Raw genomic sequence first — 23,531 nt, 5'->3', positions numbered from 1 at the left:
GCGGTTTTCGCCACGATGGTGGGATGGACGATGAGCAATTCCTGGAGCGCGCCCAGCAGTTCGCGCTCCACCTGGCCGAGCTTCAGTCGCGCCTCGACCGCGCGTCGTACGATCTGCTGCTGCGCATACTGCACGGCATCAACGACGCGATCGTGGGCCGGTCCTCGGGCGGCGCCACCGGTATCGACGTACCGTTCACGGCGCTCGACCGGGATCTGTTCACCCCCGCGCTCGGGCGGGAGCTGGCCGAGCTGACCAGTCTGCTGGGGCCGCACGGGCTCCAGTTGGTGGTCGAGTTCGGCAACCAGCAGGAGCACGACCGGCGCGAGGTCGAGGCGATAGCCCGGGTCAGCGGCATGGATCCCGGGGGCGCGTGAAGTCGTACCGGCGGGTACGGTTCGGCGTGGGGCGACCGTCGCCCGATATGCCACCGTCGCCGGAGGAAAACGCATGCGGATCAGCGGCACCACCGTCCTGCTCACCGGAGCGACCGGGGGCATCGGGCAGACCCTCGCCCGGGCTCTCGCCGCCAAGGGCGCCAAGCTGCTGCTCACCGGGCGCCGCGAGGAGGTGCTGAAGCCGCTGGCCGAACGGCTCGGCGCCCGTCCGCTCGTGGCCGACCTGGCCGAACGGTCCGATGTGGAGCGGCTGGTGGAGGAGGCGGAGGCGGCGGACGTCCGTATCCTCATCGCCAACGCCGCGCTGCCCTCCAGCGGCGATGTCCTCGGCTACGAGACCGAGCAGCTCGACCGCGCCCTCGACGTCAATCTGCGCGCCCCGCTGCTGATGTCCCGGCTGATGGCACCGCGGCTGGTGGCCGCGGGGTCCGGGCAGCTGGTGATGATCGGCTCGCTGTCGGGCCGTACCGCGTCCCCCGGCGCCGCGCTCTACAACGCGGCCAAGTTCGGGCTGCGCGGATTCGCGCTCGGGCTGCGGCAGGACCTGCACGGCACGGGCGTCGGGGTGACGCTGGTGCAGCCCGGGTTCGTGGGCGACGCCGGGATGTTCGCCGACTCCGGCGCGTCCACGCCCGCCGGGGTGCGCACCATCACCACCCGCCGGGTGGCGGCCGCCACGGTCCGCGCGATCGAGCGGAACCGGGCCGAGGTGAACGTGGCCCCGATGGAGCTGCGCTTCGGCAGCGCCCTCGGCGGCCTCTTCCCCACCCTCGCCGAGCGCGCCCAGCGCCAGGCGGGCGCCGGGCAGACGTCCCGGCAGCTCGCGGACGGACAGCGCGACAAACGCTGAGGGCTCCGTGGTGTAGGTTCGGGCGACCCCACCGGGTGTTCGAGCGAGGGAGCGGGTTCATGCGTGCTGTGGTGTTCGACGACTTCGGACGCAGGCCCGAGGTACGGACCGTCGACGATCCCACCCCCTCCCGGCGCGGCGCGGTCATCCGCGTCGAGGCCACCGGGCTGTGCCGCAGCGACTGGCACGGCTGGATGGGCCACGACCCGGACATCCGGCTGCCGCACGTCCCCGGGCATGAACTCGCGGGCACGGTCGAGGAGATCGGCTCCGACGTCCTGAACTGGCGCCCCGGGCGGCGCGTCACCGTTCCCTTCGTCTGCGCCTGCGGGCGCTGCGCCGCGTGCGCGGACGGCGCCCAGCAGGTGTGCGAGCGGCAGACGCAGCCGGGCTTCACCCACTGGGGGTCGTTCGCCGAGTACGTCGCGGTCGAGAACGCCGACGTCAACCTCGTCGGCATCCGCAACGAGCTGCCGTTCACCACCGCCGCCTCGCTCGGCTGCCGCTTCGCGACCGCCTTCCGCGCGGTGGTGACCCAGGGCCGGGTCACCCCGGGCGAATGGGTCGCGGTGCACGGATGCGGCGGCGTCGGGCTGTCCGCAGTCATGATCGCGGCGGCCTGCGGGGCGCGGGTCGTCGCGGTCGACATCTCCGCCCGGGCGCTCGCCCTGGCCTCCCGCTTCGGCGCGACGGTCTGCGTGGACGCGTCCTCCACGCTGGGCTCGGTGGCCGAGGCCGTCGCGGACGCGACGGGCGGCGGCGCTCATGTGTCCGTGGACGCGCTGGGCTCGCCCCGTACCTGCGCGGCGTCGGTGAGCAGCCTGCGCCGCCACGGCCGCCACGTCCAGATCGGCCTGCTGCCGCCCGCCGCCGGAAACCCGATGCTCCCGATGGACCGGGTCATCGCCCTGGAACTCCAGCTGCTGGGCAGCCACGGCATGGCCGCGCACGCGTACGGGCCGATGATGGAGATGGTCGACGCCGGGACGCTGCGCCCGGATCTGCTGGTCACCGACATCATAGGGCTGGACGCGGTGCCCGAGGCCCTGTCCACGCTGCCGTCGGCGGCCAAGGGCGGGGTGACGGTGATAGAGCCCCACCGCAGGCCCGCCTCCGGCCACTGACGGACGGCTAACTGCCGCCGTTCACCCGGCCGTTGACCCCGCGCCGGGCATCGCCCCGGCTCCGGCACGCGGGGCGGGCACCCGGCCCCGCGGGGTGGGGACGATGAGGTCGCCCATCGCGCAGACCGCCACCAGGGCGAGGACTCCCGCGACGGCCCCCTCCCAGGCGACCGTGGAACCGATCGCCTGGGCGCCGGCCGTGGCGGTGACCGTGCCGTGAGCGCCCATCAGGGACTGCGCACAGGCCAGCCCGAAGGTGCCGCCGAGCTGCTTGGCGAGGGCCGAGCCCGCGGTCGCCGCGCCCATGTCGGCGGCGGGTACGGCGTTCTGGGTCCCGATGGTGATGCCGCCCATCGCGGGCCCCGTGCCGAGACCGGCGATCAGCAGCCATCCGCAGATCAGCGCCGTCGGTGTCGCCGCGCCCAGGGCGAAGAACGCGGCCGTCCCCGTGGTGAGCAGCCCGGCGCCGGTCAGCAGCGCCGGTTTGGCGCGACCGCTGCGCAGAATGGCGGCGGCGGTGAGCCGGTTGCTCAGCGTCATGCCGATCATCAGCGGCAGGAGCAGCAGCCCGGAGACGGTCGCGGAGTGGTCCCGTACCTGCTGGAAGTAGAGCGGCAGCAGGATCCCGACCGGCATCGCGGCGGCCTGGAAGAAGAACCCGCCGGTCAGCAGGGCGCTGTAGGTGCGGTGCCGGAAGAGCCGGAGCGGCAGCACAGGGACGGACGCGCGGCGCTCCACGGCGACGAGCAGGGCGAGCAGCGCCAGCCCGCCGAGCAGACACCCCGCGACGGTGGGATCCGTCCAGGCCGGGGTGCGCCCGCCCGCCGGGGTGCCCTTCAGGCTGAGACCGGTCAGGGCCAGGGCGAGACCGGCCGTGAGCAGCAGGACCCCCGCGATGTCGAGCCGTCCGGACGGCGCCGCGGCAGGGCGGCGGTCCGGCAGGGCCAGGGCGAGAACGGCCGCGGCGGCCAGGCCGATGGGGAGGTTGAGCCAGAACGCCCACCGCCAGCCCGCGTGGTCGGCGAGCAGACCGCCGACGATCGGCCCGCCGACCAGGCCGAGCACCAGCATCGTGCCCATCACCGTCTGCATGCGGATCAGCCCTTCCGTACGGGTGGGCGGGTTGAGGTCGCGGATCAGGGCCATGCCGAGGGTGAGCAGGGCCCCGGCGCCAAGACCCTGTCCCGCGCGGGAGATGATCAGCGCCTCCATCGAACCAGCCAGGCTGCACGCGAGGGAGCCCGCCAGGAACAGGGCGAGCCCGCCGAGCAACAGCCTGCGGCGGCCGTACAGATCGGAGAAGCGCCCGTAGACGGGCACGCTGATCGAGGACGTCAGCAGATAGGCGGTGACCAGCCAGACGTACCAGCTGCCGCTGCCGCCGATCTGCTCGACGATGCGGGGCAGGGCGGTGCCGACCACGGTGCCGTCGAGCATGGCCAGGAAGGCACACGCCAGCAGGGCCAGGGTGATCAGGGTCCGGCGGCGGGACGTGAGCCGCGCATACGCGTCGGATGTGGTCATCCGCCTTGCCCCGGCCCGGCGAGGGCGCCGTGCAGGAAGAGATCCACCAGTTCGTCGGCGGTCAGCGGGTCGTTCGCGCCCGGCCGCCCGGCGAACATGAGCAGCAGCTGGAAGGAGTCCGCGAGCCGTTCGGGAGCGAGCCGCAGCCGCTCCCGGTCCGGCTCGAACAGGGCGGTCAGCGCGGCGCGCGGCGCGGCGAGCCCCGCCTCACGGTCCAGCAGCCCGCCGCCCTCGGCGGAGGCGTCCGGCGCCCGGCGTTCGAGCTTGCCCGTCGCGACGAGGGCCCCGACGACGGCGCCGATCCGGGTCATGTGACCGCGCATCACCTCGGCCGCCTCGGCGAGCCGGGCGTCGAGCGGCTGGTCGAGGTCGATCGCCTCCAGATGGGCGACGGCTTCATCGGGGCGCGTGGCCTCGGCCACGCAGGCGGCGATCAGGGTGTCCTTGTCGGGGAAGACACGGAAGATCGTGCCCTCCCCGATGCCCGCGGCCCGGGCGATCTTCGCGGTGGTCACGGCGGCGCCGTATTCGACGACGAGGGGAAGCGCCGCGGCGACGATCATCTTCCGGCGCTGGTCGGGGTCCATGGCGGGCGCGCGGCGGCGCGGCGGCGTGGGAGAGGTCTCCGTCATGACCCGAAGAGTACGGAGTGAGTGCTCACTCCGTCAATGAGTGAGCACTCACTCCGTTTCCCCAACAGCGACCTCAGAACGCGTTCACGCCAGTGAGTTCGCTGGAGAGATCCCACAGGCGCGAGGCCGCGTGGAGGTCGGTGGCCCAGGGCTTCACTCCTCCGATGAGCATGTCGTCGGTGGTGGCCGGTTCGGCGATGTCGCAGTCCTGGCAGTAGGCGCCGCCGTGGGCGTCGAGCAGCGGGGAGGTCGCGGCCCAGACCGCCGTCGCCGCACCCTGGCGCGGTGTCTTGAAGCCGTCGGCGGGCTCGCCGTCCGGCGTCACCCAGCCAAGGCCCGACCAGTCCTCGCGCGGGACGTGGCGCTGGAGCGGGGTGAGGATGCTGCCGGGATGCACGGCGTAGGCGTGCACCCCGCTGTCGGCGCCGAGGCGGTCGAGGTGCAGGGCGAAGAGGGCGTTGGCGGTCTTGGACTGGGCGTACGCGAGCCAGCGGTCGTAGCCGGTGCGGAAGTGCGGGTCCGCCCAGCGGATGTCGCTCAGGAAGTGGCCGGCCGACGCCACGGACACCACACGGGCTCCGGGGGCGAGGGCGGGGCGGAGGCGGCCGACGAGCGCGAAGTGCCCGAGGTGGTTGATGGCGAAGTGGGCCTCCCAGTCCGGGCCGACGCGGGTCTCCGGGCACGCCATCACCCCGGCGCCGTTGATGACGATGTCGAGTGTGCGGCCGGTGTCGAGGAAGCGGTCGGAGAAGGCGCGCACGCTCTCCAGATCGCCCAGGTCGAGCGCGCCGACCTCCGCCCCCGGCGTGCCCCGCAGGGCCTCCCCGGCGGTGTCGGGCCGCCGGGCCGGGACGACGACGCGCGCCCCGGCGCGGGCCAGGGCGCGGGTGGTCTCCAGTCCGAGCCCGGAGTAGCCGCCGGTGACCAGGGCGGTGGCTCCGGTCAGGTCGACCCCGGCGAGCACGTCGTCGGCGGTGCTGTGGGCACCGAATCCGGAGGGGAGCTTGCGCTGTTTCGTGATCATGCGCAGGACGCTAGAACCTAGACTGCGCGCTAGGTCAAGGTACGGTGTGCCGATGCGCGACGACGAACACGGCCTGAGCATCGGCAGGGTCTCCGAGGCGACCGGGATGAGCGTGCACGCGCTGCGGTTCTTCGAGCGCGAGGGGCTTTTCCTGCGGGAGATCCCCCGTTCCGGCGGCGGGCAGCGGATCTACGCACAGGCCGACGTGGACTGGCTCGCGCTGTGCGACCGGTTCCGCGCCTCCGGTATGCCGATAGCGACGATCCGGAAGTTCGCCGAACTGGTCCGCCAGGGTCCCGGCAATGAGCCCGACCGGCTCGGACTGCTCCGCGAGCACGAGGAGAACGTACGGGCCAAGATCGACGAACTCGGCGCCTGCCTGGACGTCATCCGGGCCAAGGTCGCCGTCTACGAGCGGCACGTCCACGACGGAACCGCCGCCGGGGTGTGGTCCCCCACGCCGTCGGACGCCTGAGGATCCGGCTTGCCGTAGGCGGCCACCCAGATGTTCATGGCCACCTCGTTCATGTCCTGCCCTTTGGCGTCCGTGGAGTTGACGCTGTAGACCAGGGTGCGGCAGCCGTCGCGGGTGGAGGCGATAGCCGTGTTGTAGCCCCAGCGGCCGCCGGTCTTCCCCCACACTTCGCGGCCGCCGAGTTTCTTCATCGAGAGGCCGACGGAGTACGCGGCCGGGGCGCCGCTCCCGAAGTCCGTCACCTTCGGCAGCGTGAACATCTCCCGCAGGAGCTGGCCGCGCACCACCCGGCCCTGGAACAGGGCCTTCGTGAACCGCTCCAGGTCCGCCGTGGTCGAGATGAGGTCCCCGGCCGCCCAGGCGTCCGTCGCCCTCCACACCGAAACGTCGCGCAGGCCGGTCGTGCCGTCGTCCAGCCTCATCGTCTGATAGCCGTGGTTGTGCCGCCCGATGATGCGCGGATCCGCCCCCGGAGAGTAGGTGTCGCGCAGCCCGAGCGGCTTCAGGACCCGGCGGGCCAGCTGATGCTCGTACGAGTCGCCCGTGACACGCTCGATCAGCAGACCGGCGATCGTGTAGCCGATGTTCAGATAGTGCTGCTTCGTGCCCGGCGCGAACTCTCGCTTCTTCGAGGTCGCCGAGCGGACCATGTCCTCGGGGTCATAGGTCCGGAAGCGGTTCGCGTACGCCTCCTCGACCGTGTTTCCGGGGAAGTCGGGGGCCGGGATGCCATGCGTGTGGTTGAGCAGTTCCCGGACGGTGACCCTCTTGTACGACGCGGGGATCAGTTCCGGCAGGTAGGAGCGGGCGCTGCGGTCCAGGTCCAGTCTGCCCTCGGCGGCCAGTCGCAGGGCGACGGCCGCCGTGAAGACCTTGGTCACGGAACCGGCGCGGAAGCGGGCGCCCGGATCGGCCGGCCGGTTGGTGTTGAGGTCGTGCACGCCCGAACTGCCCCGCCAGACGCCCTCGGTGCCGCCGACCCTGACCAGCGCGGCCGTCGCCGCCGCGTCCGGCAGCTTCGCGATGGCGGCCTCGAGGGCAGGGACCGTGGGATCGGCGGGCCGCGCCGAGGCCGCGCGGGGCGGGGCGGACGCGAGGGCCGGGAGGGTCGCCGGCCCCGTGGCGACGCCGACGACGAGCGCGGCGGCGAGCAGCGTGCGGGTGGTGCTCTTCATGGTCAACTCCATGGGTGCGAGCCGTTGTTCTCGATGGCTCCATCCTGCTGACCAGCGGCCTTTCGCGGATCACCCGCACAGGCGGGTCTCGCCGGGCCGATTCCTCACCGGCGCGGGGGAGGTTCCGGGCCAGGGCGCTCCCCCGGGCGGGGGATCTCCGGCCGTGACGAGGCCCGTCTCATACGCGCAGATCACCGCCTGGATCCGGTCCCGCAGACCCAGCTTGGCGAGCACATGGCCGACATGCGTTTTGACCGTGTGGTCGCTGACGACCAGCTCCGCCGCGATCTCGGCGTTCGACAGCCCCCGCGCGAGGAGCAGCAGCGTCTCCCGCTCCCGCCCGGTCAACGCGTCCAGGCGGGCATCGGGCCGCCGTGGCCGGGCGGCCGGGCGGGTGTACTGCTCCACCAGGCGCCGGGCCACGGACGGCGCGAGCAGCGAGTCACCCCGCGCCACCACCCGGACCGCGTGCACCAGATCGTCCCGGCGTACGTCCTTCAGCAGGAAGCCGCTCGCGCCCGCGTGCAGTGCCTCGTACACGTACTCGTCCGAGTCGAAGGTCGTCAGCATCACCGTCCGGCAGGCGCCGGCCGCGCTGATCTCGCGGCAGGCCTCGATGCCGTCCATGCCCGGCATCCGGATGTCGAGCAGCGCCACTTCGGGCGCCTGCCGCCGCACGGCCTCGACCGCCTCGGATCCGTCGCCCGCCTCCGCGACCACCTCGATGTCCGGCTGGACGTCCAGGATCATCGAGAAGCCGCTGCGCACCAGCTCCTGGTCGTCGGCCACCACCACCCGGATCGTCACCGCGCCACCTCCGCCGCGGTCGGTACGGGGATGCGTACCCGCACCTCGAAGCCCCGGCCGCCCGGGCCCGGCCCGGTGACCGCCGTACCGCCGTGGGCCGCCGCCCGCTCGCGGACCCCGACGAGACCGTGGCCGGCCCCGGGGCCGGGCCGCGGGCCGCGCCCGTCGTCCGTCACCCGTATGTCCACATCCCGCTCCGTGTAGGTGAGTTGTACCGAGACGGTACGGGCGTCCGCGTGCTTGACCACGTTCGTCAGCGCCTCCTGGACGATACGGAAGACCGTCGCCCCGGTGGCGTCCGTCAGCGGCTGCGCGGGCCCCGCCGTTCTGTAGACGACATCGAGGCCGCCGGCCCGCACCCGGTCGAGGAGATCGGGCAGACCGGCCAGGCCCGGTTGCGGTGCGCGCGGGGCGCCGACCGGCTCGTCGCCCTCGCGCAGTACCCCCAGCATGCGGCGCAGCTGCGCCATGGCGTCCCGGCCCGTCTCGGAGATCGCGTCAAAGGCCGCCTCCGCCCGCTCCGGTGCCGTACGCACCGCCACCGGGCCCGCCTCGGCCTGCACGATCATCAGGCTCACCGCGTGGGAGAGGATGTCGTGCATCTCCCGTGCGATCCGGGCCCGTTCCCGCGCGGCGGCCTGTTCGGCCTCGACCCGGTTGGCCCGCTGCCGGGCGGCGGTCAGCCGCCCGAAGACATAGGCCGCCGCGAGCACGAAGGAGGAGAAGGTGAGTTCACGTGCCGTCCGGGTGTTGAGCCAGACCGACATCGGCACGGCCACCAGCATCAGGACTCCGGTGGCCAACCGCTTCCACGGCGGTGAAAGGACGGCGATCGTGTAGACGATGACGAGCCCGGTGTACGGCAGGGGCTGCCCGGGCCCTTCCAGTGCCAGCTTGTACAACGCGCTGGTCGCCAGGATCGCGAACAGGGCGGCAAGGGGAGCCTTCCGGCGCCAGATCAGGGGGATCACGGTGAACGTGGTCAGCCCGTAGGCGGGCCAGGTCGCCGGTGCGACGTCGGCCGGGCGCGGCACCACGAACGGCATGGTCATCGCCGCCTGGACCAGGAGCGCGATCCCGATGTCGACGGCCGGTGGATTGGCCTCCGCCAACGCCCGGCCCCGCGCCGCCCACCCCCGTAAGTGCTCCCGTATGTCCATCACCTCGGAGTGGCCTTTCGCGGTTTCGGCGGCGAGCGGTGGCGAACCATGCTGACGCGTCAGATTACCCGCGGGAGGCCGCCCGGCGCCGAGTACGGCGTTTCAGGGGCACGGGACCCTACGGCACGCGCACGGCGTCCCGCACCACCCGCACCCGGTCTCCCGGCGCCGGATCGGCCTTCATCGGGGGGACGTTGGCGGGGGTGAGCTCGGGGGCATGGCCCGGTTCGCCGCCGCGGGGCACCGTCCGCACCACCTGGCTGGGCGGCAGCTCCCCGCCCCGGCCCCGCAGCCGCTGCCACATCACGTCCAGCGCCTGCTGGTAGTAGTAGCCGAGCGGGACGTAGCGGTTGTCAAGACCCGGCGTCTGCGCGTCGCTGTGGTGGGCGTGGGTGACCTCGACGTAGCTGACCGTCGAGTTGCCCTGCTGCGCACGCGCGTTGAGGCCCAGATACGGCCGGGAGCTGTGGTTCACGGGCACCCTGGTGTCGTCCCGGCCGTGCACGACGATCGCCGGTTTGCCGTGCAGGTCGCCGCTGCGGCGCGTGGCGTCCAGCCCGGCGGCCAGGCGCGCCGCCCAGTCCCGGCCCTTGTCGGCGCCTCGCCGCGGGAAAGCCAGGCGGTACACGCAGCGCTCGCCGCGCAGGTTGTAGTCGTGACGGCCGTCCGCGCCACGGGACTTGCCGTCGGCGACGGGCCCGCCGGGTGCGTTCTCGTCGATCAGCACGCCCGGGGCGGGCGCCCGCCCCGGGCTGGTGCCGAAGGCGGCGGCCAGCTCGGAGCGGCGGTACGGCGCCGGGGCGCCGGAGTCGTCGGTCCGCGCCCAGCCGTAGCCGCACAGCGCGTCGTCCACGGAGGCGCGCGCGTAGCTCATCGCGTACGAGGCGGGCGTCTGCGGATCGTAGTGCGCGAGCTGCAAGTACCCGGACTGCGGCTGGTATCCGGCGCGTACGAGGGCCCGCGCGGCGAGCCGCGGCAGTCCGTCCTCCCCCGCCCGCTCCGCGTCGCGGCGCGGGATGAGCCGGGGGTCGTCGCCGACCAGCGCCGCGCACCGGCGGCGGGCGGCGGGGACGTCGAGGGTGGCGTAGCCCGGCGCGGAGGGTTCGGTGAGCGCGGCGCACGGCTGGAGCAGCGAGGCCAGGGAGTTGTACCGGATCAGCGGCAGCCCGGCCGCGGGGACGGCGCGCCCGCCCTGGCGCACCCGGATGCCGTTCAGCGGGGCGAGGTTCATCTGCGGTTCGGAGGCGACGACGGCGTCGATGAGCCCCGTGCGGTCGTCCTCGCCCGCGGCGACGGCCGCGCCGCCGCCGTTGGAGACGCCGGTGGCCAGGACCGTGGTGGTGGCGGCGGTGTAGCCACCACCACGGTCACGGTGGTCTCGGTTCAGGACGGCGAGCGCGAGCCGCACCGAGCGCAGTACGTCGTGCCCCCAGGTGGCCTGCGGATCGGTCCCGGAGTGCGCCATCTTGTACGCCACGCGGTACGGGCGCGCGGCGTCGAAGCGGGCCCGCTCGGCGTCGGTCAGCCCGGCGTCGAAGGCGCTGCGGCGCCCGAGTTCCGTGCGTGGCCCGGTCGTACCGTCGTAGGCCATGACGGTGTCCGAGTGCAGATCGTCGAAGGCCGGGCCCATGCCCTTGTCGGTGTAGGCGACGGCGCACCGGCGGTGCAGCCCCCAGGCCCCGGCCGTGCCGACCATGCTGTAGACGCCGCCGAGTCCGGTCGCGGGCGCGGCCACGACGCAGGGCCGGGCGCGGTCGAAGCTGTCCGGCACCTGGACGACGAAGCTCACGCTGTCCGCGCCGTGCCCCGCGACCGCCCGGTACTCGGTGCCCGCGATCCGGCCGTCGCCGGGCAGCGGGCGGCCCCGGTCGACGTTGGCCCCGTACAGCCGCCCGAGTCCGCCGCCGGACCCGGCCGACATCCCGGCGGACGCCCAGATGGCCTGGCGGCGCAGCTCGGCGGCGGTGGGCCGGTCGGGGTCGGCGGGGGCGGGCAGCGGGCCGCGCAGGCCGTCGAAGCCGAGCCCGGCGGTGAGCAGATCGTCGCGCTTGCCGTCGTAGTGGGCGGAGGTGAGGTGGTGGAAGCCGGGAGGCGGCAGTGCCCGGTCCGCCGCGGCGACGGGGGTGAGGGACGCAGCGGTCAGGGCGACGGTCAGCAGACTCACGGACGTACGGCGTGCGGATGGCATCGCGGAGGCTCCTCCTCGGGGCGTCACAGCGTTACGAACGGGTTCACACCGGGTTCACACCGGGATCGCGCCCGTCGCCATGGCGACCGCGGTCATCACCAGCGTGGAGCCGAACGCCCAGCGGAAGATGAACCGCTGGTGCTCGCCGAGCTGCACCCCGCTCATGCCGAGCAGGATGAACGTCGCCGCGGTGAGCGGGGAGAGCGGGAAGCCGGTGGTCATCTGGCCGAGGACGGCGGCGCGGGCGACCTCGGCGGGGTCGGTGCCGAAGGAGTCGGCGGTCCCGGCGAGCACGGGCAGTATGCCGAAGTAGTAGGCGTCGGGGGTGAAGACGAGGCTGAGCGGCATGCTGGTGACGGCGACCAGCGCGGGCAGATGCCCGCCGAGGCCATCGGGTATGACCTCGACGATCGCGTGGGCCATCTTCCCGATCATGCCGGTACCGGTGAGGATGCCGGTGAACACTCCGGCGGCGAAGATCATGGTGGTGACGAGGACGACGCTGTTGCCGTGCTTCTCCAGCAGCGCCTGCTGGTCCTCCCAGCGCGGGTAGTTGACGAGCAGCGCGATGGCGAACGCGAGCACGAACAGCACCGGCAGCGGCATGGCCTCCAGCACCAGGGCGGTCAGCAGGGCCACGGTGAGAGCCAAGTTGAAGACGGTGAGCGCGGTGCCCGCCCGAGCGGCCACCCGGGGCGTGCCCGGTCCGTCGCCCTTGGCCGCCGCCTCCGGGACCGGCTCGGGCTCCGGCGTGTCGAGGGTGCCCAGCCGGGCCCGTTCGCGGCGGCCGATGGCGTACGAGGCGAACAGCACCCAGACGATGCCCGCGGCGAAGGCGGGCAGCAGCGGAGTGATGATGTCGGAGGTCTCCAGCTTGAGGGCGGCGGCGGCCCGCGCGGTCGGGCCGCCCCACGGGATCATGTTCATCACGCCCGCGCCGAGGGCGACGACCCCGGCGAGCACGAGCCGGCTCATGCCGAGCCGCCGGTAGACGGGCAGCAGGGCGGAGATGGAGATGAGGAAGGTCGAGGAGCCGTCACCGTCGAGCCCGACGCACATGGTGAGGACGGCGGTGCCGACCGTGACGCGCAGCGGGTCGTTCTTCGCGAGGCGCAGGATGGCGCGGATGAGCGGTTCGAAGAGTCCCGCGTCGATCATCAGGCTGAAATAGAGCACCGCGAAGGCGATCATGATGCCGGTGGGGGCGACCTGGGTGAGCCCGTCGAGTGCCATCGGGCCGAGTTCGTCCCCGTAGCCGCCGATGACGGCCGTCACCACCGGCGTCAGCACGAGGGCGACCAGCACCGAGACCCGTTTGAACATGGTGAGCAGCAGGAAGCCGCCGATCGTGCAGAATCCCAGGGCTGCCAGCATGGGCCGCTCGCTTCCTCGTTCCGGTCGGGTGTTGCCGAAGAGTGTCGGAGCGGCGAAAGATCCGCGTCCAGCATCGAACACAGATCTATCCATGCGTTCTGCGCAACAGTTCCCCCGGACGGCGCTCCCGCATACGCTCGCCGACCATGGACGTCACCCTGCGCCAGCTCACGGCGTACACCGCGGTCGCCCGCGCGGTGAGCTTCACCGCGGCCGCCGCCGAACTGCACGTGTCCCAGTCCTCCCTGAGCCGTGCGGTCGCCGACCTGGAACGCACGCTCGGCATGCGGCTGCTGGAACGCGACACCCGCAACGTCGAACTCACCCCCGCCGGGGCGGAGGCGCTGCGCATCGCTGACCAGATCCTCGCCGCGCACCGGGCGGGCCTGGCCCAGCTGGGCCGCTATGTGGCGGGCGAGCGCGGCACGGTGTCCCTGGCCGCCCTCCCCTCGGTGGCGGCCGTCCTGCTGCCCCCGGTCATCTCCGCCTTCCGCGCCCGGCGCCCCGAGATGACCGTACGGCTCCTCGACGGCCTCGAACGCGCGGTGCTCCAGCGGGTCGTGGACGGCGACGCCGACTTCGCCGTGAGCACGGTCCCCCGCCACCGGGCGGCGAACGGCATACGGCTGCGGCCCCTGGTGCGCGACCGCTTCCACGCCGTGCTCCCCGAACACCATCCGCTCGCCGAGCGCGACGAGGTCACCTGGGAGCAGCTGGTCCGCGAACCGTTCCTCGCGATCGGTACGGACTCCAGCGTCCGCCGCATGACGGACGCCGCCTTCGCCCGGGCGGGCCGGGACGCCGCCCCCGCGGCCGAGGCGTCGAGCGTGGCCACGGTGGGCGGCCTGGTGGCGGCGGGCCTCGGCGTCTCCGCCCTCCCCGCCCTGGTCCACCCCCTGATCCCGCCGGGCCCCCTGGTCCGCCGCCCGCTGGTCGGGCCGGTGCTGGAGCGCCGCCTGTACGTGGTCCTCCCGGCGCACCGGGCGCTCCCGCCGGGCGCGGGCCGCTTCCTGGAGGAACTGGAGGCGTGCCGGGCGGCGGGCCACCCGCTCCCGGAGGGCGTGGTGTGGGAGGAGGCGGAGGCGGACTGACCGGGAAGCCCCGCACGGACGACTCTTGCGACATCCGCATGAATTGATGTTCGTTCAATGCTGGACCCGCATATCCCGCACCCCGCAGCCTGAACCGCATGGAGGACCACACCAGCACACGGCAGGGGCAGGGACAGCTCGCGGGGCTCAAGGTGGTGGAGTTCGCCCACGTCGTGGCGGGCCCGCTCGCCGGGGGCATGCTCGCCGACCAGGGCGCCGACGTCGTACACGTCGAACCGCCCGGTGACGGGGACGCCGCCCGCGCCATGGGGCCCCGCCGGGACGGGGTCCCGCTCTGGTTCAAGGTCGCGGGCCGCAACAAGCGCTCGGTCACGCTCGATCTGCACCATGAGACGGGCCGGGAGGTCGCCCGGGAGCTGGTCGCCTGGGCCGATGTGGTGATCGTGACGCTGCGCGCCGGGCGGCTGCGCGCCTGGGGTCTGGACTGGGAGGCGGTCCACGCGCTCAACCCCCGGGCCATCCTGCTCCAGATCTCCGGCTTCGGCGCCACCTCCTCCCGCGCGGACGCCCCCGGCTTCGGCAAGATGGGCGAGGCCCGCAGCGGCGTCGTCCACCTCACCGGCTTCCCCGGAGGACCGCCCGTGCACACCGGGTTCTCGCACGGCGATGCCGTCACCGGCCTGATGGGCGCTTTCGCGGTGCTCGCCGCGCTGCACCGCCGCAACACCGACCCGGACTTCGACGGCGAGTGGATCGACCTGGCCCTCTTCGAACCGCTCTACCGCCTCGTGGAGTGGCAGATGATCGCGTACGACCAGCTCGGTACGGTCCCCGAGCGGGCGGGCAACCAGCTGGCGGTCGCGCCCGCGGCCGTCATCAACACCTACCGCAGCGTCGACGGCGACTGGCTCACCGTCACCTCCGCCACCACCCGTTCGGTGCGCAACGTGGTCCGTCTGCTCGGCCTGCCCGACGACGAGTTCGCCACCGTCGAGCAGCAGCACGCGGGCCGCGACCGGCTCGACGCGGCGTTGCGCGAGTGGGTCGCCGAGCGCCCCTCGGCAGAGTGCCTGGCGGAGTTCGAACGTACCGAGGTGGTGGCCTCCCGCGTCTTCACCGCCGCCGACATCGCGGCCGACCCCGTCTACGCCGAGCGCGAGGACATCATCACCGTCGACGACCCCGACCTCGGCCCGGTGCGGATGCAGGCCGTCATCCCGCACTTCCGCCGCGCCCCCGGCGCGGTGTGGCGCACCGGCCCGGCGCTCGGCGAGGACAACGACCTGGTGTACGGGCAGTGGCTCGGCATCGACGGCAAGCGGCTTGCGGGGCTGGAGGACGACGGTGTCATCTGAACCGGCCCGGTTCCCGCTGCGCTCCCTCCTCTTCGTCCCGGGCAACAGGACCGATTGGCTGCCCAAGGCTGAGGCGGCGGGCGCCGACGCCGCGATCCTCGACCTGGAGGACGCGGTCCCCGACGAGGGCAAGGCGGCGGCGCTCGACGCGGTGACCCGCGCGATCGACGCTGTGGGCGCGTCGTCCCGCATGCGGCTGTTCGTACGGATCAACCCGCTCGACCGCGCGGCGGGCTGGCAGTCCGCCGACGAACTGCGCGCCGTGGCCCGCCCCGGCCTTTACGGCATCGTGCTGCCCAAGGTCGCCCACGCCGACGACGTGACGGCCGCCGACCGGATGCTGGCGTGGAGCGAGCGCCACCACGGGCTGTCCGAGGGCCACTTCGCGCTCGTCCCCCTGCTGGAGACGGCGCGTGGGCTGCGCGAGGCGTACGCCATCGGCCGCGCCGCCGACCGCGTCGCCCACCTGGGCGCGCTCACCGGCCCCGGCGGGGACGTGGAACGCGCCGTGGGCTACCGCTGGACCCCGGAGGGCGACGAGACGCGCGACCTGCGCGCCCGGGTCCTGCTCGACGCCCGCGCCGCGGACTGCCCCCACCCGGTGGCCGGGCTGTGGACCGATATCGCGGACCTCGGCGGACTGCGCCGCTTCGCCGAGCAGAACCGGGCCCTGGGGTACGAGGGGATGGCGGTGATCCACCCGTCCCATGTGCCGGTCGTGAACGAGGCGTTCTCGCCCGGTCCCGACGAACTGGCCCGGTGCGCGCGGCTGATCGCGGCGGTGGAGGAGGCCCAGGCGCGGGGGGCCGGGGCGGTGCGGTTCGAGGGGCGGATGGTGGACGAGGCGATGGCGGCCACGGCCCGCCGCACCCTCGCCCTGCGGACGGATCGCTGAGGCGCGGGTTCGCCCTCCGGGGTGCGTGGGGCGGTGCCGCCGTTGTTCGGTACCTCGCGGGCGACGTACCGATGCGAGCACCGGGGCCTGCGCGCTCGCACCCTTCGGCCCGGCGCGGGCCGGTCGGACGGTCGCCCGTGGCGGTTCCGCGTCAGCGTTCGGGGCGAGGGGGTTTTCTCCCCTGCCCCGCCCCTTCCCGAAACGGGGGACACCCCCGGCCGCCGGTTCGCTCCGCTGCGCCCTGGCCGCCGGCATCGGGCCTGCCCGGCCACCCCGGGGGCCCGGCTGCGTGGCGAGGCCCCTTCACGGCGCCCAGCCAGCCCGATGGGGGCGCTACGCGCTCGCCTCGGTGGAGGGCGGGCCGTACGGCTGCGGCCGGGCGTGGACCGGCGACTCCGGCGCAGTGCGGCTGGCCGGGGCCTTCGGCACCAGCCCGGGACGGGCGCCCCGCCCCGGGCGCCGAGCAACGAGCGGCAACGGCGGGTCCGGGAAGAACGGGGCCACGCGCCCGCCCCGAGCAACGAGAACGTGCCCGGCGACCTCGTCACCGACCGCACGGTCGGACCCGGCACCGTAAACCGCCCCGGAACCGCACCCCGGCCCTCAATCCTCCAGCACCGTCAGATCGAGCCGGGCCAGCCGGGCCGGGTCGGCGAGGATGTCGATCGCGGCGATCTTCCCGTCCGTGACCGTGAAGCCCAGCACCGAGGCCGGCCTGCCCGCGCGGGTCCCGACCACCCCGACGGCCCCGTTGACCAGCACGGGCCGGGGAACGGAGTCCTCGCCCCCGCTGCGGGCGAACGTGAGCGCCTGGTTGGCGACGCCCTCCGCCCCGCGCACCTCGCGGGGCCCGGCCGGTGCGGCGGCTCCGTAGTCGGCGCGGAGCACGACGTCCGGGTCGAGCAGGGCGATGAGCCCGTCGAAGTCGCCCTCGCGCGCGGCGGCGAGGAAGGCGTCGACCACCGTGCGCTGCCGGGCCAGGTCCGGGTCCGGGAGGGGCGCCGCGCCCCGCACACGGCGGCGGGCGCGGCTGGCGAGCTGACGGGCCGCGGCCGGGGTGCGGCCGACGATGGGCGCGATCTCGTCGAACGGCACGCCGAACAGATCGTGCAGGACGAACGCCAGCCGCTCGGCGGGAGCCAGCGCGTCGAGGACGACCAGCAGGGCGAGGCCGACCGAGTCGGCGAGCAGCGCCTGGTCCTCCGGGTCGACCCCGCCCGTACCGCTGAGGACCGGGTCCGGCACATGCGCCCCGAGGGGTTCCTCGCGCCGCGCGGTGCGCGAGCGCAGCATGTCGAGGCACACGCGGCCGACGACCGTCGTCAGCCAGCCGCCCAGGTTCGTCACCTCGCTGGTGTCGGAGCGGCTGAGCCGCAGCCAGGCCTCCTGGACGGCGTCGTCGGCCTCGCTGAGCGAGCCGAGCATGCGGTAGGCCACCGCCCGCAGATGGCCGCGGTGTGCCTCGAAGGTCTCCGCCAGGTACGCGTCTCCGCCCATCGGCCCGCTCGCCCCTCTCTCCTCGTCCGGTGTCATCGACACACTGACGTACGGGCCGGGGCCGATGTGACAGAGCGACGGCCACCGCGTACCGGTACGCCCGTTCAGCCCCTCAGCCCTTGACGCACCGCGGCCCCCTCACTACAAAACTTGGGAGCGCTCCCAAAGGCCGTCATGCTCCGAGCAGTCCGCAAGGACCGACCGCTCCCCCACCCAGGAGTCGCCCATGCGTACGATCGCCCCCACCGCCCCCGCTGCCCGCTTCGTGGCGGCCGTGTGCGCCGCCCTCGCCGCCCTGCTGCTGTCCCTGCCATCCCTCGCGCCACCCGCCCATGCCGCCGCCGCACCGGAATTACGCGCCGTCGGCGGATTACACGTCGCGGGCGGCAAGCTGGTCGAAGGCAACGGCACCCCCTTCGTGATGCGCGGCGTCAACCACGCCCACACCTGGTACGCCGGCCGGACCACCCAGGCGCTCGCCGACATCAAGGCGCTCGGCGCCAACACCGTGCGGGTGGTGCTGTCCACCGGGGACCGCTGGGCCAAGAACGACACCGCCGACGTGGCGAACGTCGTCGCGCAGTGCAAGCGCAACCGGCTCATCTGCGTGCTCGAAGCGCATGACACCACCGGCTACGGCGAGCAGGGCGGCGCCGTCACCCTCTCCCGCGCCGCCGACTACTGGATCAGCGTGCGCGGCGCCCTCGCGGGCCAGGAGGGCTACGTCGTCGTCAACCTCGGCAACGAGCCGTACGGCAACACCAACGCCACCGCCTGGACCGCCGGCACCAAGGCCGCCATCCGGAAACTGCGCACCGCGGGAATCCACCACGCGCTGATGGCCGACGCCCCCAACTGGGGCCAGGACTGGACCTTCACCATGCGCGACAACGCGGCCGCCGTCCTGGCCGACGACCCGGACCGCAACACCGTGTTCTCCGTCCACATGTACGGAGTCTTCGACACCGCCACCGAGGTCAAGGACTACCTCACCCGCTTCACCAATGCCAAACTCCCGCTCGTCGTAGGCGAGTTCGGTCACAACCACTCCGACGGCAACCCCGACGAGGACGCCATCATGGCGAACGCCCAGACGCTCGGCGTCGGCTATCTGGGCTGGTCCTGGAGTGGCAACAGCGGCGGTGTCGAATACCTCGACATGGCCACCGGATTCAACGCCGCGGCGCTCACCAGCTGGGGACAGCGGATCTTCAAGGGTGCGAACGGCATCGGCTCGACGTCCAGAGAAGCGACCGTCTACGGCTCCTGAGCCACAACTCCCCGGACAGCAAAGGATCTTTCCACCATGCCCAAACGTACCGCGCCGCACACCGCCCGCACCGCCGCCGCGCTCCTGGCCGGAGCACTCCTGCTCGCCGCCGCGCCCGCCACCCAGGCGGCCGTGACCACGGCGCCCTCGGCCGTCCAGGTCAACCAGCTCGGCTATCTGCCGGACGGCCCCAAGCGCGCCACCGTCGTCAGCGCGAGCACCACCGCCCTGCCCTGGCAACTTCGCGACGCCTCCGGCGCGACCGCCGCCTCCGGCACCACCACCGCGCGCGGCGCCGACGCCGCCTCCGGTGACTCCACCCAGTTGGTGGACTTCTCCTCGTACCGGGGAACGGGCACCGGCTACACCCTCACCGTGGACGGCCGGACCAGCCATCCGTTCGACATCCGCGCCGACCTGTACGACGGGCTGCGTGCGGACGCGATGTCCTTCTTCTACCAGCAGCGCTCCGGCACCCCCATCGAGGCGCGGCTCGCGGGCACTGCGTACGCGCGCCCCGCAGGCCACCTCGGTGTCGCGCCCAACAAGGGCGACACCAGCGTGCCGTGCCAGCCCGGCGTGTGCGACTACGCGCGCGATGTCCGCGGCGGCTGGTACGACGCCGGTGACCAGGGCAAGTACGTGGTCAACGGGGGCATCGCGACCTGGCAGCTGGTGAACTCCTTCGAGCGCGCCAAGCAGTCGGGACACGCCGCCGCGCTCGGCGACTCCACCCTGCGCGTGCCCGAGCGGGGCAACAAGGTGCCCGATGTGCTCGACGAGGCGCGCTGGGAGCTGGAGTTCCTGATGCGGATGCAGATCCCGGACGGGAAACCGCTCGCGGGCATGGCCTTCCACAAAATCCACGACGCGGCCTGGACCGGGCTGCCGACCCGCCCCGAACAGGACGCCCAGCCGCGCGAACTCCACCCGCCCTCCACCGCCGCCACCCTCAACCTGGCGGCCGCGGCGGCCCAGTGCGCCCGGGTCTACGCCCCTTACGACGCGGCCTTCGCCGCCCGCTGCCTCGCCTCCGCCCGCCGCGCCTGGACCGCCGCCCAGGCCCACCCCGACCTGCTCGCCCCGGACTCCGACGGCACGGGCGGCGGCGCGTACGGGGACACCCGGGTCGGCGACGAGTTCTACTGGGCGGCCGCCGAGCTGTACGCCACCACCAAGGAGACCCGCTACCGCGACGCGGTGACCTCCTCCCCGCTCCACACCGCGGACGGCGTCTTCACACCCGGCGGTTTCGCCTGGCCCGACACCGCCGCCCTCGGCCGCATCACCCTGGCCACCGTCCCGAACGGCCTGCCCGCCACCGACCTCGCCCGCGTCCGCGCCTCGGTGGTCACCGCCGCCGACGGCTACCTGGCCACCATGGCCCGCCAGGGATACGCCGTCCCGCTGCCCACCGACGGCTACGTCTGGGGCTCCAACGGCCAGGTGGCCAACAACGCGAGCGTCATCGCCCTCGCCTACGAACTCACCAAGCAGCCGCGCTACCGCACCGGCGCCCTGGAGGCCCTGGACTACCTGCTCGGCCGCAACGCCCTGGGCCAGTCCTACGTCACCGGCTACGGCGAGCACTCCTCCCTCAACGAACACCACCGCTTCTGGGCCCACCAGTACGACGCCACCCTCCCCAACCCGCCCGCGGGCTCGTTCGCGGGCGGCCCGAACGCGGCACTTCAGGACCCGGTGGCCCAGGAGAAGCTGGCGGGGTGCGCCCCCGCGAAGTGCTACATCGACGACATCGGCTCGTACTCCACCAACGAGGTGGCCATCAACTGGAACGCCCCGCTGGCGTGGCTGGTGGCCTTCGCCGCCGAACGCTGAGCGTCGCGCGTCACGGGGCTGACACGATGTCCCCATGACGGGCGACGCCACTCCGGCAACCCAAGCGCTGGCTCTGCTCAGCGACCGTTTCCCGCACGCCCTGGGCGCCGTGCTAGGCGGCTCGGCCGCCCAGGGCCGCGCGGCCCCGACCAGCGACCTGGACGTGGTCGTGATCCTCCCGGACGGGGACACCAGCCGTCGCGAGGTGGTACGCCACGACGGCCGCCTCGCCGAACTCTTCCTGCACACCGTCGCGGACGCCCCGCGGCACTTCGAGCGGGACCGGACCCTCCGCCGCGGCACCGTCCTCTTCCTCTACGACCAGTGCCTGATCCTGACCGACCCCCACGGCCACGCGTCCCGCCTGCGCGACCGGGCGCGCGCGGTGTTGGCGTCCGGCCCTCCGCCTCTGGCCCCGGCGGAGTGGGAGCGCGGACGCTACGTCCTCACCTGCTTCATGGACGACCTGACGGACACCTCACCGGCCGACCGTTACGAACAGCTCTCCCTCGCCGACTTCACCCTCCGCGAGGCGGCGCACCTCCTCATCGCCCACCACGGCGGCTGGACGGGCATCGGCAAGTGGCTGCCCCGCAGGCTGCTGAGCGCGGACCCGGTACGGGGCAAGGCCCTGCTGGAGGGCCACCGGGCCGTGGCCGAACGCGCGGACCCCACCCCGCTGGCCGCGGCCGCGGAAGCCGTCCTCGCCATCCTGGGCGGCCCGCTGCGGGAGGGATACACCCAGCGCTGGGACGTCCGGGGAGACGCCGGGGAGTAGGGTGCCGGGTCACCGGAGCGAGATTCCCCACGAAGGGAAAGCGCATGGCCTGGGGCCTGGTCACGGTGTTACGGGAGCGCAACGCCCGCTTCTATCTGACGGGGGTGGTCGTCTCCGGATTCGGGGACTCGGCCATGACCCTGGCCGCCGGGGTGTGGGTCAAGGAACTCACCGGTTCCAGCAGCCTCGCGGCGCTGGTGAGCGTGTGCGTCTGGGCACCGGCCCTGCTGGGGCCGTTCCTCGGCACGCTGGCCGACCGGGTGCGGCGGCGGCCGCTCCTGATCGCCACCAGCCTCGTGCTGGCCGCCCTCATGACGGCACCGCTCGCCGTGCGTTCCCCGGACGACGTCTGGTTGCTCTTCACCGTGCTGGCCCTGGTGGGCGTGGGCGCCGTGCTCACGGGGGCGGCCGAAACGGCGCTGGTGGCCTCCGCGGTACCCGGCGAGCTGCGCGGGGACTTCAACGGATTGGTCCGTACGGCGATCGAGAGTACGAAGCTCCTCGGCCCCCTGACGGGAGCGGCCCTGTTCACCGTGGTGGGCGGGCCGACCGTAGCGGCCCTGGACGCCGCCACGTTCGCCCTGGCCGCACTCGCGTTCTGCCTGATCCGGGTGCGCGAGCCCGCGCCGGCGAAGGGGGCGGCGCGAAACTGGTGGGCCGAGACGGCAGAGGGGCTCTCCTGCCTGTGGCGGCACCGAGCGCTGCGGTCACTGGTGCTCGCCGGTGGCTGCGCCATGGCGGCGGCGAGCCTGCGGAGTACGGCCACCTACGCGCTGCTCGACACCGGGCTGCACCGGCCCGCGGCGCTGGCGGGCGTGATCGCGCTGGTTCAGGGAATCGGGTCGGTCATCAGCGGCCTGACGGCGGGCGCGCTGCTGCGCCGTATGCCCGCGCGCCGCGTCTCGGCGATCGGCCTCGCCCTCTGCGCACTGGGCTCGCTCGCCTGGGCCACTCCCTGGCTTCCCGTGGTCCTGGGCGGCAGCCTGGCGACGGGCCTCGGCCTGCCGTGGCCGCTCATCGGCGCGATGACGTCCGTCCAGGCGGAAACCCCGGGCAAACTCCTCGGGCGCGTCGCGGCGTCCGCCCAGACCCTCATCTTCGCGCCCACCGGGCTCGCGCTGCTCCTGGGCACGGCCATGGTCGCCACCCTCGACTACCGCGTGCAGCTCCTCTCGTCGGCCGCACTGCTGGTGGTCGCCGCCACGTTCAGGGCACCCGCCACCGCGGGGAGCGAGCCACCGGCCGGTGCCGCACCACGCACGCTCGCGAGCGACGACGCGCGGCCCGGCCGGTGACCCTTCGCGCTCAGCCCGGCAGCTGGGCCTCGATCGCGCCCACGACCTCCGCCGCCTCCGGCTCGGTCCGCGGCCGGAAACGCCCGACCACGTCGCCCTGCGGCGAGACCAGGAACTTCTCGAAGTTCCACTGCACATCCCCGGCCTCCCCCGCCGCATCCGGGGTCCGGGTCAGCTCGGCGTAGAGCGGATGCCGCTGCTCGCCGTTGACGTCGGTCTTCTCCAGCAGCGGGAAGGAGACACCGTACGTGGTCGAGCAGAACGTCTCGATCTCCTCCGCCGTCCCCGGCTCCTGCCCCGCGAACTGGTTGCACGGAACCCCCAGCACGGTGAACCCGCGCCCGCCGTACCGCTGCTGCAACCGCTCAAGACCCTCGTACTGCGGCGTCAGCCCACACTTGGACGCCACGTTGACCACCAGCACCGCGGCACCCTGATGCGCGCCGAGCGTGGTCGGCTCGCCGGACAGTGTGCGCAGGGGAATGTCGTACAGACTCATCGCGGATACCACCTTCGTCGTCAGCCGATGCGCCCAATCTATGCCCTCGGGCAATACGCCCGTCGGGCCGCCGGGCACACCGTCCGGGCCGGTGAGCGCGTCCTGCACGCCGGTCCACAACCAGTCGGCGTGGTTGTCGTCGGCCTCGGCCACCGCCTGGGTGATGAGGCTCACGGCGGCCACGGTCCCCACCCGGGCCAGGGCCTCGGCGGTCTGCCGCGTCACCGCCGTGTCCCCGGCGTCCAGCAGCAGCCGCGCCAGGGCTTCCGCGGCCTCGGGGACCTCGGCGAAGGAAGCGAGGTCACGCCCGGCACGGGCAC

The 23,531-nt window shown here is 73.5% G+C and carries 21 protein-coding genes; 11 read left to right on the top strand and 10 right to left on the bottom strand.

Features of this window, described 5'->3' with window-relative positions:
* The first annotated feature begins 23 nt into the window (after positions 1 to 23).
* The 3 genes from ACH4TL_RS19430 to ACH4TL_RS19420 all read left to right on the top strand — a co-directional run bounded on the left by ACH4TL_RS19430 (position 24) and on the right by ACH4TL_RS19420 (position 2,372).
* Entirely contained in the window at positions 24 to 377 is a 354-nt protein-coding gene (locus tag ACH4TL_RS19430; protein ID WP_398315633.1) for a hypothetical protein, read from the top strand.
* Between the two features lie 73 nt (positions 378 to 450).
* A complete protein-coding gene (locus tag ACH4TL_RS19425) occupies positions 451 to 1,248 on the top strand; it encodes an SDR family NAD(P)-dependent oxidoreductase (RefSeq protein ID WP_398315631.1) in 798 nt (265 codons plus the stop codon).
* A gap of 59 nt (positions 1,249 to 1,307) precedes the next feature.
* Positions 1,308 to 2,372, top strand: a complete 1,065-nt coding sequence (locus ACH4TL_RS19420; protein WP_398315629.1) for a zinc-dependent alcohol dehydrogenase family protein — start codon at positions 1,308 to 1,310, stop codon at positions 2,370 to 2,372.
* A 21-nt stretch (positions 2,373 to 2,393) separates the two neighbouring features.
* Here ACH4TL_RS19420 and ACH4TL_RS19415 read toward each other — a convergent pair whose 3' ends face one another.
* From ACH4TL_RS19415 to ACH4TL_RS19405, 3 genes are all read right to left on the bottom strand, one after another.
* Entirely contained in the window at positions 2,394 to 3,896 is a 1,503-nt protein-coding gene (locus ACH4TL_RS19415; RefSeq protein WP_398315627.1) for an MFS transporter, read from the bottom strand.
* Positions 3,893 to 4,528 (bottom strand): TetR/AcrR family transcriptional regulator, encoded by a 636-nt coding sequence (locus ACH4TL_RS19410; protein ID WP_398315625.1) that lies wholly within the window; start codon positions 4,526 to 4,528, stop codon positions 3,893 to 3,895. The genes ACH4TL_RS19415 and ACH4TL_RS19410 overlap by 4 nt, the downstream gene beginning before the upstream one ends.
* A 73-nt stretch (positions 4,529 to 4,601) precedes the next feature.
* Positions 4,602 to 5,552 carry an SDR family NAD(P)-dependent oxidoreductase gene (locus tag ACH4TL_RS19405; RefSeq protein ID WP_398315623.1) on the bottom strand — a complete coding sequence of 317 codons (951 nt, stop codon included), beginning with the start codon at positions 5,550 to 5,552 and terminating at the stop codon, positions 4,602 to 4,604.
* A gap of 52 nt (positions 5,553 to 5,604) precedes the next feature.
* Here ACH4TL_RS19405 and ACH4TL_RS19400 point away from each other — a divergent pair, with 52 nt between their 5' ends.
* Entirely contained in the window at positions 5,605 to 6,027 is a 423-nt protein-coding gene (locus tag ACH4TL_RS19400) for a MerR family transcriptional regulator (protein ID WP_398315621.1), read from the top strand.
* On the opposite strand, the gene ACH4TL_RS19395 is transcribed toward ACH4TL_RS19400, so the two are convergent.
* From ACH4TL_RS19395 to ACH4TL_RS19375, 5 genes are all read right to left on the bottom strand, one after another.
* On the bottom strand, positions 5,961 to 7,202 hold the full coding sequence (locus ACH4TL_RS19395; RefSeq protein ID WP_398315619.1) for a serine hydrolase domain-containing protein: 1,242 nt from the start codon (positions 7,200 to 7,202) through the stop codon (positions 5,961 to 5,963). The two genes, ACH4TL_RS19400 and ACH4TL_RS19395, sit on opposite strands and share 67 nt — an antisense overlap.
* Positions 7,203 to 7,271: 69 nt before the next feature.
* Positions 7,272 to 8,009, bottom strand: a complete 738-nt coding sequence (locus ACH4TL_RS19390; RefSeq protein ID WP_398315617.1) for a response regulator — start codon at positions 8,007 to 8,009, stop codon at positions 7,272 to 7,274.
* On the bottom strand, positions 8,006 to 9,169 hold the full coding sequence (locus ACH4TL_RS19385) for a sensor histidine kinase (RefSeq protein ID WP_398315615.1): 1,164 nt from the start codon (positions 9,167 to 9,169) through the stop codon (positions 8,006 to 8,008). Before ACH4TL_RS19385 ends, ACH4TL_RS19390 begins: the two co-directional genes overlap by 4 nt.
* 118 nt (positions 9,170 to 9,287) lie before the next feature.
* Positions 9,288 to 11,357 (bottom strand): 3-hydroxybutyrate oligomer hydrolase family protein, encoded by a 2,070-nt coding sequence (locus ACH4TL_RS19380; RefSeq protein ID WP_398315613.1) that lies wholly within the window; start codon positions 11,355 to 11,357, stop codon positions 9,288 to 9,290.
* A gap of 54 nt (positions 11,358 to 11,411) precedes the next feature.
* Positions 11,412 to 12,731, bottom strand: a complete 1,320-nt coding sequence (locus ACH4TL_RS19375) for a CitMHS family transporter (protein ID WP_398315611.1) — start codon at positions 12,729 to 12,731, stop codon at positions 11,412 to 11,414.
* Positions 12,732 to 12,877: 146 nt separating this feature from the next.
* On the opposite strand from ACH4TL_RS19375, the gene ACH4TL_RS19370 reads away from it, so the two are divergent.
* The 3 genes from ACH4TL_RS19370 (at position 12,878) to ACH4TL_RS19360 (ending at position 16,033) form a co-directional block, all read left to right on the top strand.
* Positions 12,878 to 13,822 carry a LysR family transcriptional regulator gene (locus ACH4TL_RS19370; RefSeq protein WP_398315609.1) on the top strand — a complete coding sequence of 315 codons (945 nt, stop codon included), beginning with the start codon at positions 12,878 to 12,880 and terminating at the stop codon, positions 13,820 to 13,822.
* 98 nt (positions 13,823 to 13,920) lie between these two features.
* Positions 13,921 to 15,138: a CaiB/BaiF CoA transferase family protein gene (locus ACH4TL_RS19365; RefSeq protein WP_398315607.1), complete on the top strand. Its 1,218-nt coding sequence runs from the start codon at positions 13,921 to 13,923 to the stop codon at positions 15,136 to 15,138.
* A complete protein-coding gene (locus ACH4TL_RS19360) occupies positions 15,128 to 16,033 on the top strand; it encodes an HpcH/HpaI aldolase/citrate lyase family protein (protein WP_398315605.1) in 906 nt (301 codons plus the stop codon). The genes ACH4TL_RS19365 and ACH4TL_RS19360 overlap by 11 nt, the downstream gene beginning before the upstream one ends.
* 603 nt (positions 16,034 to 16,636) lie before the next feature.
* On the opposite strand, the gene sigJ is transcribed toward ACH4TL_RS19360, so the two are convergent.
* Positions 16,637 to 17,530: an RNA polymerase sigma factor SigJ gene (gene sigJ, locus ACH4TL_RS19355; protein ID WP_398315603.1), complete on the bottom strand. Its 894-nt coding sequence runs from the start codon at positions 17,528 to 17,530 to the stop codon at positions 16,637 to 16,639.
* 226 nt (positions 17,531 to 17,756) lie between these two features.
* Between sigJ and ACH4TL_RS19350 the strand changes: the two genes are divergently transcribed.
* The 4 genes from ACH4TL_RS19350 to ACH4TL_RS19335 are packed head-to-tail and all read left to right on the top strand — an operon-like array spanning position 17,757 to position 22,712.
* Positions 17,757 to 18,800, top strand: coding sequence for a glycoside hydrolase family 5 protein (locus ACH4TL_RS19350; RefSeq protein ID WP_398315601.1), 1,044 nt, complete (start codon positions 17,757 to 17,759; stop codon positions 18,798 to 18,800).
* A gap of 36 nt (positions 18,801 to 18,836) precedes the next feature.
* Positions 18,837 to 20,639 (top strand): glycoside hydrolase family 9 protein, encoded by a 1,803-nt coding sequence (locus tag ACH4TL_RS19345; RefSeq protein WP_398315599.1) that lies wholly within the window; start codon positions 18,837 to 18,839, stop codon positions 20,637 to 20,639.
* Positions 20,640 to 20,673: 34 nt separating this feature from the next.
* Entirely contained in the window at positions 20,674 to 21,417 is a 744-nt protein-coding gene (locus ACH4TL_RS19340; protein ID WP_398315597.1) for a nucleotidyltransferase domain-containing protein, read from the top strand.
* 44 nt (positions 21,418 to 21,461) lie between these two features.
* Entirely contained in the window at positions 21,462 to 22,712 is a 1,251-nt protein-coding gene (locus ACH4TL_RS19335) for an MFS transporter (protein ID WP_398315595.1), read from the top strand.
* 10 nt (positions 22,713 to 22,722) lie between these two features.
* On the opposite strand, the gene ACH4TL_RS19330 is transcribed toward ACH4TL_RS19335, so the two are convergent.
* Positions 22,723 to 23,211 carry a glutathione peroxidase gene (locus ACH4TL_RS19330; RefSeq protein WP_398316051.1) on the bottom strand — a complete coding sequence of 163 codons (489 nt, stop codon included), beginning with the start codon at positions 23,209 to 23,211 and terminating at the stop codon, positions 22,723 to 22,725.
* Positions 23,212 to 23,531: the final 320 nt, after the last annotated feature.

It is taken from the genome of Streptomyces sp. NPDC021115, assembly GCF_044333065.1.
Lineage (GTDB): Bacteria > Actinomycetota > Actinomycetes > Streptomycetales > Streptomycetaceae > Streptomyces.
The sequence above is the reverse complement of the archived record's forward strand: the minus strand, read 5'-3'. Positions and strand labels throughout refer to the sequence as shown.